We start from the raw sequence: 12512 nt of genomic DNA on the forward strand, positions 1-12512 counted from the left end.
CCGGAGGGTCGGGGGTGCGCGAGGAGCGCAAGCTGAAACTGAAGCTTGTCGTGACGAACGCGGGTAACGGTGGAGGTTCGAATCCTTCCCCCGGCACCACGAGCCGGGGTGGCCCAAGTCGGCAGAGGCAGCCCGCGATCAATCTCAGACTCTTGCTCCAGACTCAGCATCGCCGCCCATCGCCGGATCGACCGGACGGGGCTCCGGTCGTCGGTTGCTGGTTCGACTCCAGCCCGGGCCGCTCGTGGCCTGGTAGTTCAAAGGTAGAACGCGACGACTTTCAAGACGACCCCGGTCCTTAAACGTGCCGGCGTGCCCGATAGGGCGGCACAGCGGGCCTCCGCGGGCAGGCTAGCCCCGCGGAGGCCCACCCTCTTGTTCGGACTCAGAATTTCGTCGATTCGCGCCAGCGGGTGAGGACTTCGGGGTCGCCGTCGAGGCGGCAGCCGGTGGAATCGGCCCGGTTCCACAGCAGCAGGTACAGCCTTTCGGCCGGGCCGGAGACCGTGAGGTCGGCGGGTTCGGCGGCGCGTACGACGCGTCGATCGGCGGTGCCGAGCCGCATGGTCCAGGCGGCCGAGGCGTCGTCCGGGGTGATCGCGATGCTCAGCGGCGGGTCGGTGACCGCCTTGTTCCGGGCGTGGGCGAGGAACCCGCACAGCAGTTCGTCGATTCCGTCGGCGGCGAAGTCCGCGGGCACGGCGGAGGGCAGACCGGCCGCGAGTTCCGCGTCGACGCGATGAACGGCCGTCTCGTGCGCCTGGCGTCGGGTCCAGAAGCCGACCGTGGACGGCGCCTCGAAGAAGGTCCACCCCGGGGCGTCGGGGGCCGCCGTGCCGAGTGTCTTCACCAGGTCGGCGTGGGTGCTTCGGTACCATTCGAAGAGGTCCCGGTCGGTGGGGGCGCGGAACAGCTCGGTCGTGTCCTCCCGGCTCGGCCGTTCGACGCTGCCGGATTCCACGATGTACGCGGCCCATCGGTGCACGCCGCCCAGGTGTTCGAGGAGATCACGTACCCGCCAGTCGGGGCAGGACGGCACTTCCGCGTCGAGGCCGGCCCGTTCGGCCGAACGGGCGAGCGCCTCGCCGTCGGCGCGCAGCATGTCGAGGTGCGTGGCAATGTCCATTGGGCCACGTTCTCATGGGGGATCGGCGGGGGTACAGGCTCGATGGGCCGCGGGCAACCGGTCGCCCGGGACGAATCGCGGCGATGGGTCGTCGGTGCGTCCTATGCTGGGGGTGATGGGTAACTTCGGTGTATATGTCGTCGCCCGATCGGCGTGGCCCCTATTGGAATTGCCGGCCGTTCAGCAGGCCGGCGGTGAACCGCGGTGGTCGGCTCGCGACGGCGACTGGCAGGTTCTGCTGTTGGCGTCGGGGTTGGATCCGGGGCCGACGTTGATGGCGGATACGGACGCGCCGGTGTTGACGGCCGACGTGGTGTCCGGCCACTTCGCGATGATCGACGCGCAGAGTCCGGGTGGGGGCGACGTATGGCACTGCGCGCTGGCGCCGCGTGCGGCCAGGTCGTACGCGTTGGATCCGGAGCTCGGGCCGCCGCCGGAGCGGGTGTTGCCGCGTGCCGTGGGTTGGGCGCGCGAGGCCGGACTCACCCCGGACGAGGTGGCGTTGGACTCCGCGTTGCGGGCGGAGGGGACGCCGGACGAGCTGCTGCGGGCCTTTCTGGATGCGTTGGGCTTTCGGTTCGTGGTGGTGGACGGGGGGTAGCGGGCGGGGCGTTCGTTGCCGCGGCGTTGCGCATGCGCTACGCGGATGCGGATACGGCGTCGGGCGTGGTCGGGCCGTCCGACAGGTAGGTGCTGATCTGCCGTAGCCAGCGGGTGTGGTAGCGGCTGATCAGGGCGTCGGGGGTCAGGCGGGACAGGGTCGGCAGGTACTTGTTCGTCGTCTCCGAGCCGGCGCGGCGGGCGGTCAGGGAGGCGCGGCGGGCGCGGGAACTCCGGTAGTCGGCAAGGGCCTCGGGGATGTCGGCGGTGCGTCGCAGGGCGCGGGCCAGGGCCCAGGCGTCCTCCAGGGCCTGGTTGCCGCCCTGCGCGACGGTCGGCGGCATCGTGTGCGCGGCGTCGCCGAGGAGGGTGGCCCGGCCGAGGCTCCAGGTGCGCGGGACCTTGTGCCGGCGGTGGGCGAAGTACTCGATGTCCGCGTTTGTGACCGCTGCCAGCACGTGGGGGACCGGCGCGGCCCAGTGCCCGAAACGTTTGCGCAGCGCGGCGATCGGCGACGTCGGCGGCGGTTCGGACGGGTCGCGGCGGACATCGAACCACCACTGGAGCAGGCCGTTGCCGGCGGGCATCAGGCCGCACATGCCCTCGGGGCCGACGATCATCAGGCCGCGGCGCTCGTGGACCACGTCGATGTCGACCGGGGTGAGTCCCTGCCAGGTGACCCAGCCGGTCGGGGTGGTGGGGTCGGAGCCCCATACGTGCCGGCGAACGACCGAGCGGGCGCCGTCGGCGCCGATGATCAGGTCGGCGGCTTCGGTGCTGCCGTCGGCGAAGGTCGCCTGGGCGTGGTCGGGGGTTTGGGTGATCGCGGTGCAGGGCTTGTCGAAGGCGATCGTGGGGGTCGTCGTCGCGTTCGCGCTGTTGGTTCCGGTTCGGGGTCGGGTTCCTTCTCCGGCTCCGGTTCCTTCTCCGGCTCCGGCTCCGGTTCCGGCTCCGGGTCCGGTTCGGGTTCCGGTTTCGGTTCGGGGCGTGGGCAGGGCTTCGGCCAGGCGGCGGATCAGGTCGCGGCGGGGCATGGCGAGGTGCGGGTGGCCGTAGTGGGTGGCGGCGAGCGAGACGTCGATCCGCATCAGGACGCGTCCGTCGTAGTCGCGTTGTTCGAGCAGATCGATGGGTGCGCCAAGGCCTTCGGTGGGGACGCCGAGGTCGGCGAGGATGCCGGTGCCGTTGCTCCAGAGGGTGAGCGCCGAGCCGGAGGTGCGCAGTGCCGACGCACGTTCGTGGACCGTGACGTCGTGTCCGTCCATACGCAGGGCGCGCGCCGCCGCGAGTCCGCCGATGCCCGCGCCGATGACCAGTATTCGCATGGTGCCCCCTCGTGTGTGGGTGCGGTGGGGTTCGACCGGAGACCCCGGGATGCCACTACTCGAATAGTACTATCACAGTCTTGATAATCTCCCTGCATGGCACCACCCCCCAACAGCGCCCGTCGGCGCGCCATCGCGGACGGCGCGATCGAGGTTCTGGCCCGGGCCGGCGTACACGGCTTCAGCCACCGCGCGGTGGACGAGGCGGCGGGGCTGCCGGCGGGCACCACGTCGAACTACTTCCGCAGCCGCGACGTCCTGCTGGGCGCCGCGGCGGAGCGTGTCCTGGAACTGCATCGCGCCGACATGACCGCCGCGCACGAGATGGTGGCCGGTCCGATCGACCGGGGCGGCCTGGTCGACCTGATCGCGGTGTCGCTGGAGTTCTCGGCCACGATGCACCGGGCGCGCTATCTGGCCGTGTACGAACTGACCCTCGAGGCCACCCGCCGCCCCGAACTCCAGCGCACGCTGGACCACATGCAGACGGAGGCCGTGGACTTCACCCTGGCCCAGCACCGCGCCCTCGGCCTGCACACGTCGCGCGCGGACGTCGCCACGCTGATCACGCTCTTCGCCGGCGCCCTCTACACCCTGGTCACCGGACAGGCCGGGCAGGCCACGGGCCCCGCCGCCCGAGCACTCGCGCAGGGGATGGTCGCGGGCATCGCCTCACCGGACTGAGCGGGCCCGCGACGGCGGGGCGGGCGGATGTCGGGGGCGGCGTGTTCAATGGAGAGATGCCCATCCCCGACAAAGCACTCGTGATCCGCGACGAGGACTGGTACGGGAGGGAGCTGACGGACACCGCTCAATTCACGCGCTGTTCGTTCCTGGACACGGACTGGACCGAGGTCGTCAACGAGGGCGCGGTGTTCGACGAGTGCACGTTCGCGGGCGTGCGATTCAACGCGTCGCGGCACACGGGAGCGGCATTCACGAACTGCACATTCAAAGGCTGCACGTTCTTCGACACCAGGTTCGTCGATTGCAAACTGGTCGGCAGTGTGTTCCGCCAGTGCACCTACACGGTGTTCGAAGTAACGGGCGGAGACTGGTCGTTCGTCGGCCTACCGGGAGCCGACCTGACCCGGGCAACCTTCACCGGCGTCCGCATGCGCGAGGCCGACCTGACCGCAGCCCGCCTGCAAAAGGCCGTGATAACAGCCTGCGACCTATCCGGCGCAACCTGGCAGGGCGCAACCCTCAAAAACGCCGACCTAAGAGGCAGCAACCTATCCTCATTGGACCCCCGAACAGTCGACTTCCAGAGCGCCCAAATCACCCCACCCCAAGCCACCACACTAGCCAAAACCACAGGCTGGACCGTCACCTGAGCCACATCGGCGCTGCGTTGAAAAGGCGTGAGCGCAGAGGCATTCGAGTGCTCATGTCATCCGGTCAGTGGCGAGATGGACCTTCCCTGGGGAACCTTCCGTGCCTCGTCGACCCGAACCATCGTGCGACGTCCTCGCGTGCCCGCATATGAATCTCAAGCCGCTAGTTGATGACTTGAAGTTCACCCACGCGAGCGGTTGTTTCGGTTTGCCCCTCCATGGCCGGGAGCGAAATAGATATGCCATCGGCCCCTACGTAACTTGCTTCCCAGTGGACGGTGGCGGTGACTGTAAAACGACTTTCCGGCTGCTTTGCGGATGTAGTTTTATACACGTAGCCGCAGTCGGGTGAGGAAGTACTCGGGGAGGATGGGTCGTACTTTGTGCCCGGAGTCGGGCACTCCACGGTGGACCCATCGCCCATGGACCACAGAACGTACTTGGATCGAGCGATGGCCGTAACGGTTACACCTCGTTCGGTTACCGTCTTGGAGATTCCGTCGGGTGACCATCGGTGCGGATCGGATGCGTCGATCCATAGCCAAACCGGGAGGCCTACGAGACCCATCTTTCCGGGTTCCGGGGTCATGAAGACCTTGGGCTTGCGAAGCTCGAGCTGGGCCATGGCGAGGGTCGCAACCTGAGCGTCCGTAGGTGCAGGGAGCTGGGGAGCGGGGCCTCCGCCGCCACCGGCAGCCGTGGCCCCAACGGCAGTGTGTTCTCCGTTGCCTTGAGTGAAGCCGGGTTCGGTACCCCCGCTGCCGCCTGTCGCGCTGCCACCTCCCGCACCTCCGCCGCCACCGGTCCCGCCGCTGCTTCCTCCCGGGCCGGGTACTTCGATGCAGATGATGAGGTCGCCGCAATTCGTCACACCTGCAGAAGCCGGTGGAAGAAGGAAGAAGGCGCCAATGGAGCCGGCTGTGCAGGCCAAGGCGACACTTCGTAGAACTTTCGATCTATTCATGAGTCCTCCCTGGCGGGCATCTTCACATGGCGGTGGGGATGGATATCAGGCGGGCGTACCGTCGCTTGAGAGTGCCCGAACAGAGTCCGCAACGATGTCGATCGGAGAATCCGGAGTTGCCGGGATCTTGAATACGGTCATGCCCACATTGACTACGTTTAGTGTCTTCCATTTGGTGGTGCGGCCGTTCAGGTTCTGAAAGCTCTGGCTATTGGTGACGGATATCGGGGATGAACCCGCCGTGAGATTGGAGGATGATCGTGTGGTGCACATGACCAATTTGCCGCCGTCTGAGGTCTTCCAGGCCGGCGATTTTTCACCGTCACGGATCTCGGTCTTGAAGGTGACCGATCCGCCCTTCGCCAGTCCTTCTGTGTCCCGTTTGTTGTTGCGGTCTTCTTGGATGACTGCTTTTGCCCTAGGTCCCCAGTTAGTCGTGGTTGAACCTCCATCCAAATAGTTGGCAAAATCTTGGCAGATCTCCTGCCCGTAGTAGATGTTCGCGGATGCTGCGCTTTCTTTGTTGTCGACCGTCGCTATTTGCGTGACGATAGGGAAATCCTTGCCAACCTCTGTGAATGCAAGAAATGACATTTTCCAGGGGCCGACCCCTTTGTCTTGGCGCAGGACTCCGAGGGATCCACGGGATTGCTTTCCGATGGTTTGGCGACCCAGGGACATGAGCCACCGGTCGTCACCGCCGGGAGCCCCTTGGGGTGAGGCGACGTGTATATTGCTATTCGCGGCCAAATCCTCGTCGTTGCCGATATTGTCGCCGTACTTCAAAATGCGCTCGAGGCGAGCGGTGGATACCTCGAGCAGGGCTCCCGCCTCGATTTCCGAGATTGAATGAATATCGCGTGCTGCTCGGGCCTTTTTGCTGGCATCGAAGTAGGCCTGCGAAGTGCTTGTCGCATCGGCCTCGCTGATCGGCGGGCCTGCCGCTGCAGTGCTCTGAGACGGTGTCGGGAGCGGAGCAGCTGCCGTTTTGGGTGCCGCTTGACCGATTTTGGGCTCTTTCGCCTTTTTATCCGAGGAGCAGGCCGTGGTCAGGAGGGTGAGAGTGGCCAGGGCTGCCAGCAGGGTTGCCGGGAGTTGGGTGTTGGTGGATCGGGCCAAAACTGCCACCCCCGCAGCAGGTGCGATCTTCGGAGTTCGGTGCGCTATTGATCTGCCGAAGCATCATTGCACTTGATCGGGTGGGTCGTAAGCGTCTTCGGGAGATCACTGCGGGTAGCGGGATTCGGCCACTTGGTAGGGGTGGAGCCGGGGTTGTTGGGTGGGGGCGGCTTCTGGGGGATTCGGGCTGGTGGCGGGGGTGTTCGTGGGGAGTCGGTGGGTGGGGTTATGGGGTTGTGGTGACCAGAGTGGTCAGGCCGTGGCCCTGTTGCCATTGGTATAGGCGGGACTGGTCGAGTAGGACGATGCCGTGGTGGTGGGCGAATCGGCGGGCCTCGGTGGTGAATCCGTGGCGGGTGATGAAGACCGGGATGTCGGCCCGGTGGTTGTGGTGGGCCGTGCCGATGAAGGCGTGGAGGTCCAGGGGGCGGGCCTCGTGGGTGATGGGGGCGCAGCGGATGAGGACGAGGCTGCCGTTGGGGAAGTAGGCCTTGACGTTGGCGTCGGGGGCTACCTGTACGGCGAGGAGGCCGTCGCGGCGGCAGAGGTCGGCGATCTGGAGTTCGAAGTCGCGGTCGTCCGGGGGGTCGGGGCGTTGGTTCAGGGTTGATGTGGCGAGGTGGACGGTCGCGCACAGGAGGGCCAGGGCGGCGGAGGTGGCCAGCCAGGCGTCGACACCGTTGATGCCGAGGGAGTCGAAGAGGTCGTGCAGCGCGATGGCCGGGACGGCGGCCAACGGGGCTATGGCCCAGCCGCGGAACTTGGCGCGGGTGCGGGTTCGGGGCATGTGGGGTCCCTCCGTGGGCTGCCGACGGCGGAGCGGGCGGCAGCTTAGGCGGAGGGGTGGGCGGTCAACCACCCGACTGGATGGTGGATGTGGCGGGAGGGAGAGCCGGGGGTGGGGGCGACGCGGTGGGATCGCCCTTGTGAGTGCGGGTGTTGGGGTTGCGGGGTGGCGTTTGGGTGCTGCGGTGGCGGGGCGTGCTGGGGTGGGGCCGTGTGGGTGATGCGGCGGGGCGCGGGGCGCGGGGCGCGGGATGCGAGGTCGAGGTGTCAGATGCGGGATGCGGGGATCGGATGGTTGAGAGGCGTGGGGCTCTTGACACGGGGACCCCGTGGCCCTGAGACCCGCTCGCCCGCCTGACGTGCCGTTGGCCGCCCCGGTTCTGGGGGCTTGGTGGTCTTGCGGCTTCCGGCCAGGTGCCGTTGGTCGCCCCGACGTGGTCTGCGGCTTTGGCTGGGTGGCGTTGGTTGCCCCGATGTGGTTTGTGGCTTCCGGGTGGGTGGCGTTGGTTGGCTCGGTTCTGGGGGGGATTGGGGGTTTGGGGCCTTCGGGTGGGGTGGGTGAGGGAGGGTGGCCGGTGGGGGTGGATGTGTGGGGGTGGGGGCTTTGGGGCCTGGGTTGCGGGAAATGGTTTGGGAACGTGGTTAGTGTGCCGGGGCCGGCTCCGCTATCTTCTGCCGAATGAGCAGGATCCGTAAGACAGCGATCATGGTTGTGGCATGTTTCGGCCTCGCCTTCGCGGGCGTGGCCTCCGCGTATGCGATTCCCGGTCAGCATCCGCAGGTGCGCAAGGTGTGTCGCGTCCTCGACCCCGAGGTCAAGCAGGCCAAGCGCGGCAACCACGTCGGTCGCACCGGTGAGCCGAAGGTTCACCGGCAGCGACACGACGGCGTGATGGGTGAAGTGGCCGACCACTACTGCGTACCGGGTGGCGGGAAGCACCACAAGGTCAACCCAGGTGCACGACCTGCAGCACGGTGACGGTTGTCGTCCCTTCGTTGAGCAGTACCACCACGATCAGGGGCCCCGCCGCTGCGGTGCGGACGATTCGGTCGTCCTCGCCGTAGCGGACGGTGGCCGTGTACGGGTCGCAGACCAGTTTGTACAGCAGCATTCCCCAGTGGTTGAGCGTGGTTTCGGGGAAGCGGTCGATGACCTCTTGGTGCTCGATGCCGATCCTCGGGCGCCACGTCACGCGGCACTGCTTTGCGCTCGGCCGCGGGAGATCCACTTGCGGACGATTTCCTCGTCCACCTCGTCGAGGTCCGGGTCCAGGCCCGTGGCCCGAACCTGCGCCGCGAGGGCGCGTGCGTGCGGCAGGCCGGCGATCAGTTCCTCCGCCGCCTGTACGTAGCGGGCCAGCAGGCCCGGCAGATCGCCGATCGGCGTCAGATTCACCAGACGCAGGAATTCGTGGCGGGCTTCGGGGTGCGGGAGCGCATGCGCGATGCGATCCACGGTCCACGGGTCCGTGCTGTTCACGCCGGCCCTCTCCTCACTCCGGACGAATGATCCGGGATCAGATTAGGGGCCGAGCCCGGGTGTGGGGGGCTACGACGTGATCAGCAGATGACAATCCGCATTCGGTGGATGGCGATCCGCATCGATAGGTGACAATCCCTCAATTTCCGGCTATTCACTAGCATTTGACCCCCTTGACGGCCAAGCACTTGGCCTTGCGCTCGTCTTCGAGCGTGGTGGTCGGCGGTGTCGTGCGCCCGCCGCTCCTCGGCTGCGTCTCCGGCGGGGTCCGCTCCTGTCGCGTCTCCGCCTGGGCCGTCGGCCGGTCGCCGGCGGACTCCGGTGCCGCGGACGCGGGTTGGGCGGAGGCCGGCGCGTCCACGGCGGGGTTCGGCCGGGCCGTCTCCGTGGCCCCCGTCGTCGCCGCGGGCCGAACGTCGGTCCCCGGCCGCACGGTTGCCTGCTGCGAGGGCGTCAGGAACAGCCCCGTGCCGGCGATCACCAGTACGCCCACCCCGGCGCCGAGGGCCGCCACGCGGCGGCGCCGGCGGATCCGCTTGCCACCCGCCACGGCCGCGTCCACCACGCTCGGGAAATCGGGCTCGGGCTGATCGAGCATCAGCGCGAACAGGTCGCGATCGTTCATGGTCGGCCTCACCGTTCGGACAGCTCCCACATCTGCTCGCCGACGAGTTCGCGCAGCCGGTTCAGCCCGCGCGCGCTCTGGCTCTTGACCGTGCCGGTACTGATCCGCAGGGCCTCCGCCGTCTGTTCGATGCTCCAGTCCTCCCAGAAGCGCAGCACGAGCACGGCCCGATAGCGAGGCGGCAGCCGGAGCAGCGCCGCCTGCAGGGTCATCCGCAGATCCGGCGACGAGGACTCCTCGCTCGGCCGCTGCGGGAGTTCGTCCACCGGCTCCTCGCGCCAGCGGCCCTTGCGGTGCTGGTCGATGTACGTGCGGGTGAGCACCACGCGGGCGTACGCGTCCACATTGCCGTCGCGGTTCAGTCTGCCCCACGCCGTGTACATCTTCATCAGTGTGGTCTGGGTGAGGTCCTGCGCCTCGTACCAGTCGCCGCACAGCAGGTACGCGGATCGACGCAGCTGGGCCTGGCGGGCCTCGGCGTACTCGCGGAACTCCCGTTCACGGGCTGCCTCCCTCACGCGGTCGGCAGCGGAGTTGCCAGGGGGTGGTCGCGGGAATCGCGCACCGTGATCTCCTCCTCACCGGGTCCCCCGCGGGCATGGCCCGAGAGCGCCCGGCCGGTGCCGGGGCGTGCGTTTGCCTGCATATCGAGGGGCCTGTCACAGGGGATACGCGCGCCGACGGCCCCGGGTTGCATGGCGGTTCGGAGATGTTCCGCACGTGGGCGGCGTGGGTCGGCGGTGCAACGTGGCTCGGTCGGCGGGCGTATTTCTCTTGTGGAAGGTCCGAATGTCCGACTGTCCAGTGAAGGGGTACGCACATGACGAATCGTCAAAGCCGGCCGCCCGGGCAGGCGATGCGTCTGGTGGGGCCGGTCGCCGCCGTGTTCGCCACCGTCGGGATCGCGGTGGGGTCCTGGGTCGGCATCGCGTCCGCCTCGGGCGCCGGGGAGCCGAAGTCGGTACCCGCCTCGGTGACCTCGGTGGTCGACCCGACCGCGGACCCGACCGCGACGCACACGGTGCCCGGGCCGCGTGCGGCCACGGGCCGGCCCACGGTGGTCACGCCGGGGAAGCCGTACGTGGCCAGGAAGTCGGACCTGGAGCGCAACGCGCGCGTGGACCCGAAGCCGACCACGGGCCGACGGGGGCCCGAAACGGCAGTGCTCCCGCGCACGGCGCGCGAGCCGGACGCGAGGCCGTGAAGCGGGGGCGGCAAGCGGCGAATACGCTCGAGCCCGCCGCAAAACACGTCGGCGCACCGGCCCGGGTCCACTCCCGAACCGGCGCGCGGCGCGGATGCCGGCTGCGGGCCCCGGCCGCTTCGGGGACCGCGTCGTCTCGTCCCCATCCCCGTCGAGGAGTTGCCGCGTGGTTCCGATCGCCCCGGGCGCAGTGCCGTTGCTCGGACATACCCCGGCGTTGTTGCGCGGGCGCTGGGACTTCGTGTCCTCGTTGCGGGCGCACGGGCCCATCGTGCGGATCCGGGTCGGACCGAAGGAGTTGTACGTCCTCAACGATCCCGCGCTCGTGCGCTGCGTGCTGGTCGAACACGCGGACACCGTCGAGCGGGACGGCTTCTTCAAGCAGGCCCGGCTGCACATCGGTGACGGGCTGGCCGCTTCCGACGGGCCGCTGCATCGGGCCCGGCGGCGTACCGTGCAGCCCGCGTTCCAGCGGTCCCGGATCGGCGGGTACGTGGATGTGATCCGGCGGCAAGCCGAGGACGCGAGCGCGCAGTGGTTGCCCGGATCCACACTCGCGCTCGAGCGGGAGATGAGCGAGCTCGGCCTGGCCACGCTCGGTCGACTGATCTTCGGTGAGGACCCGGCCGCGGACGCCGCCGTTGCCGAACTGCGGCGCTCGTTGCCGGTGTTCATCCAGGAGGTGTTCACCCGCACGGTGCTGCCCGAGTGGGCGCGCCGGTTGCCCACTCCCGGCAACCGGCGTTTCGCCGAGACCGGCGCCCGGTTGCGCGACACGATCGCCGCGGCGGTGGACGCGGGTTCGGGGGAGGGGCTGCTCGGCGAGTTCGTCGGGATGGGCATGTCGCCGGAGGTGGTGCGGGACGAGGTGGTGTCGATGCTGATCGCCGGCAACGACAACACCAACGCCACCCTCTCGTGGGCCTTTCACGAGATCGGCCGCAACGAGGACGTCCGCAAGCGGCTGCACGCCGAGTTGCACGAGGTACTGGCCGGCGGGCCGCCGACCGCGGAGAACCTGGGCGCCCTCGTATATACAAGGAGTGTTGTCGACGAGACGCTTCGGCTGTACGCGCCCTGGCTGGTGGTGCGTCGGGCCAATCGCGATGTCGACGTGATGGGGCATCACATCCCGAGTGGTGGCGACGTGTTGTACAGCCATCACGCGCTGCACCGGGACCCGGAGCTGTTCCCCGACCCAGAGCGCTTCGATCCGGACCGCTGGGCGGAGCCCGGCTTCCGGGGGCGTGCGCGCGGCGTGTACATGCCCTTCGGCGCGGGCGTGCACCGGTGCGTCGGCGAACACCTGTTCCTGGCCCAGATCGTGACCACCGTGGCGGTGGTGTGCGCGCGATGGCATCTGGAGCCGGTGCCCGGCAAGCCGTCCCGGCCACGGACGAGCGCGCTCCCGCGACCGGGACACCTGCCGGTACGGGCCATCCGCCGACGCGTCTGAACTCCGCCGAAGGGTGCGGACTTCGCCGCCATGCCACCCGATCGTCAACGCATCGACATGACGACAGATCCGCCGTTTTGCCGGATCGGCCCACAGCGCCCGAGAGTTCCTCGCACATCGGATCGAGTACCGTGCGCGGCGTCGGCTCGGCCGCGCGATATCACGTTCGGGCGCGCGCGGTGCGGTCCGAACCCGGCCGGCCAACAATTGCCCGAAAGTGCTTGCGGCGGGGCTCGTTTCGGGACCATCGTGGGGCCCGTTCGGTGTCCGGAACGAGATGCTTGCCCGTGATCTTGGGTGGGGTCGGGTTCGTCACATGGCGTCCGCGATCGTGCTGGTTGACGGGGTGCGTCGAAGTCGCGGAATGCATCGAATGATCAACTTCGGCGGCGGTTTTCGAGCCGTTCACCATTCACCTGACAGTGTGTGTGGTGGAAGATACGAGCGGTAGCTCCGAAGTGGATCACGGTCCGCGCGGAACCTGGGTGGA

Annotated in this window: 14 protein-coding genes; 6 read left to right on the forward strand and 8 right to left on the reverse strand. The window is 68.3% G+C overall.

What is annotated here, in order from left to right; translation table 11 throughout:
* Positions 1-385: 385 nt before the first annotated feature.
* Positions 386-1126 carry a maleylpyruvate isomerase family mycothiol-dependent enzyme gene (locus ACWGR4_RS01305; protein ID WP_452132503.1) on the reverse strand — a complete coding sequence of 247 codons (741 nt, stop codon included), beginning with the start codon at positions 1124-1126 and terminating at the stop codon, positions 386-388.
* 115 nt (positions 1127-1241) lie between these two features.
* Between ACWGR4_RS01305 and ACWGR4_RS01310 the strand changes: the two genes are divergently transcribed.
* A complete protein-coding gene (locus tag ACWGR4_RS01310) occupies positions 1242-1727 on the forward strand; it encodes a hypothetical protein (RefSeq protein ID WP_452132502.1) in 486 nt (161 codons plus the stop codon).
* A 37-nt stretch (positions 1728-1764) separates the two neighbouring features.
* Here ACWGR4_RS01310 and ACWGR4_RS01315 read toward each other — a convergent pair whose 3' ends face one another.
* Positions 1765-3051 (reverse strand): FAD-dependent oxidoreductase, encoded by a 1287-nt coding sequence (locus ACWGR4_RS01315; RefSeq protein WP_452132501.1) that lies wholly within the window; start codon positions 3049-3051, stop codon positions 1765-1767.
* 96 nt (positions 3052-3147) lie between these two features.
* Between ACWGR4_RS01315 and ACWGR4_RS01320 the strand changes: the two genes are divergently transcribed.
* Both ACWGR4_RS01320 and ACWGR4_RS01325 read left to right on the forward strand, forming a co-directional pair.
* A complete protein-coding gene (locus ACWGR4_RS01320; RefSeq protein WP_379996676.1) occupies positions 3148-3735 on the forward strand; it encodes a TetR/AcrR family transcriptional regulator in 588 nt (195 codons plus the stop codon).
* A 56-nt stretch (positions 3736-3791) separates the two neighbouring features.
* Positions 3792-4388: a pentapeptide repeat-containing protein gene (locus ACWGR4_RS01325; RefSeq protein WP_452132500.1), complete on the forward strand. Its 597-nt coding sequence runs from the start codon at positions 3792-3794 to the stop codon at positions 4386-4388.
* A gap of 1009 nt (positions 4389-5397) precedes the next feature.
* Here ACWGR4_RS01325 and ACWGR4_RS01330 read toward each other — a convergent pair.
* Together ACWGR4_RS01330 and ACWGR4_RS01335 are read right to left on the reverse strand one after the other, a co-directional pair.
* A complete protein-coding gene (locus ACWGR4_RS01330) occupies positions 5398-6480 on the reverse strand; it encodes a hypothetical protein (RefSeq protein WP_452132499.1) in 1083 nt (360 codons plus the stop codon).
* Positions 6481-6697: 217 nt separating this feature from the next.
* On the reverse strand, positions 6698-7258 hold the full coding sequence (locus ACWGR4_RS01335) for a restriction endonuclease (RefSeq protein ID WP_452132498.1): 561 nt from the start codon (positions 7256-7258) through the stop codon (positions 6698-6700).
* A gap of 678 nt (positions 7259-7936) precedes the next feature.
* Here ACWGR4_RS01335 and ACWGR4_RS01340 point away from each other — a divergent pair.
* Positions 7937-8236 (forward strand): hypothetical protein, encoded by a 300-nt coding sequence (locus ACWGR4_RS01340; RefSeq protein ID WP_379996684.1) that lies wholly within the window; start codon positions 7937-7939, stop codon positions 8234-8236.
* On the opposite strand, the gene ACWGR4_RS01345 is transcribed toward ACWGR4_RS01340, so the two are convergent.
* The 4 genes from ACWGR4_RS01345 to ACWGR4_RS01360 all read right to left on the reverse strand — a co-directional run bounded on the left by ACWGR4_RS01345 (position 8205) and on the right by ACWGR4_RS01360 (position 9880).
* On the reverse strand, positions 8205-8450 hold the full coding sequence (locus ACWGR4_RS01345) for a hypothetical protein (protein ID WP_078974732.1): 246 nt from the start codon (positions 8448-8450) through the stop codon (positions 8205-8207). The two genes, ACWGR4_RS01340 and ACWGR4_RS01345, sit on opposite strands and share 32 nt — an antisense overlap.
* A complete protein-coding gene (locus tag ACWGR4_RS01350) occupies positions 8447-8737 on the reverse strand; it encodes a DUF1759 domain-containing protein (RefSeq protein WP_126639535.1) in 291 nt (96 codons plus the stop codon). The genes ACWGR4_RS01345 and ACWGR4_RS01350 overlap by 4 nt, the downstream gene beginning before the upstream one ends.
* Before the next feature lie 157 nt (positions 8738-8894).
* Complete coding sequence (locus tag ACWGR4_RS01355; protein ID WP_379996686.1) at positions 8895-9362, reverse strand: hypothetical protein; 468 nt, start codon at positions 9360-9362, stop codon at positions 8895-8897.
* Positions 9363-9370: 8 nt separating this feature from the next.
* On the reverse strand, positions 9371-9880 hold the full coding sequence (locus tag ACWGR4_RS01360) for a SigE family RNA polymerase sigma factor (RefSeq protein ID WP_379996688.1): 510 nt from the start codon (positions 9878-9880) through the stop codon (positions 9371-9373).
* A 302-nt stretch (positions 9881-10182) separates the two neighbouring features.
* On the opposite strand from ACWGR4_RS01360, the gene ACWGR4_RS01365 reads away from it, so the two are divergent.
* Together ACWGR4_RS01365 and ACWGR4_RS01370 are read left to right on the forward strand one after the other, a co-directional pair.
* Positions 10183-10566 carry a hypothetical protein gene (locus ACWGR4_RS01365; protein ID WP_452132497.1) on the forward strand — a complete coding sequence of 128 codons (384 nt, stop codon included), beginning with the start codon at positions 10183-10185 and terminating at the stop codon, positions 10564-10566.
* A 166-nt stretch (positions 10567-10732) separates the two neighbouring features.
* A complete protein-coding gene (locus ACWGR4_RS01370) occupies positions 10733-12022 on the forward strand; it encodes a cytochrome P450 (RefSeq protein WP_452132496.1) in 1290 nt (429 codons plus the stop codon).
* Positions 12023-12512 lie beyond the last annotated feature (490 nt).

The sequence above is a fragment of the Embleya sp. NPDC055664 genome (genome assembly GCF_053618075.1).

Coding starts and splice junctions, on each gene's coding strand:
- ACWGR4_RS01355 (WP_379996686.1), bottom strand. CDS start 9,362: ATGAACGATCGCGACCTGTTCGCGCTGATGCTCGATCAGCCCGAGCCC.
- ACWGR4_RS01315 (WP_452132501.1), bottom strand. CDS start 3,051: ATGCGAATACTGGTCATCGGCGCGGGCATCGGCGGACTCGCGGCGGCG.
- ACWGR4_RS01310 (WP_452132502.1), top strand. CDS start 1,242: ATGGGTAACTTCGGTGTATATGTCGTCGCCCGATCGGCGTGGCCCCTA.
- ACWGR4_RS01320 (WP_379996676.1), top strand. CDS start 3,148: ATGGCACCACCCCCCAACAGCGCCCGTCGGCGCGCCATCGCGGACGGC.
- ACWGR4_RS01335 (WP_452132498.1), bottom strand. CDS start 7,258: ATGCCCCGAACCCGCACCCGCGCCAAGTTCCGCGGCTGGGCCATAGCC.
- ACWGR4_RS01365 (WP_452132497.1), top strand. CDS start 10,183: ATGACGAATCGTCAAAGCCGGCCGCCCGGGCAGGCGATGCGTCTGGTG.
- ACWGR4_RS01325 (WP_452132500.1), top strand. CDS start 3,792: ATGCCCATCCCCGACAAAGCACTCGTGATCCGCGACGAGGACTGGTAC.
- ACWGR4_RS01305 (WP_452132503.1), bottom strand. CDS start 1,126: ATGGACATTGCCACGCACCTCGACATGCTGCGCGCCGACGGCGAGGCG.
- ACWGR4_RS01340 (WP_379996684.1), top strand. CDS start 7,937: ATGAGCAGGATCCGTAAGACAGCGATCATGGTTGTGGCATGTTTCGGC.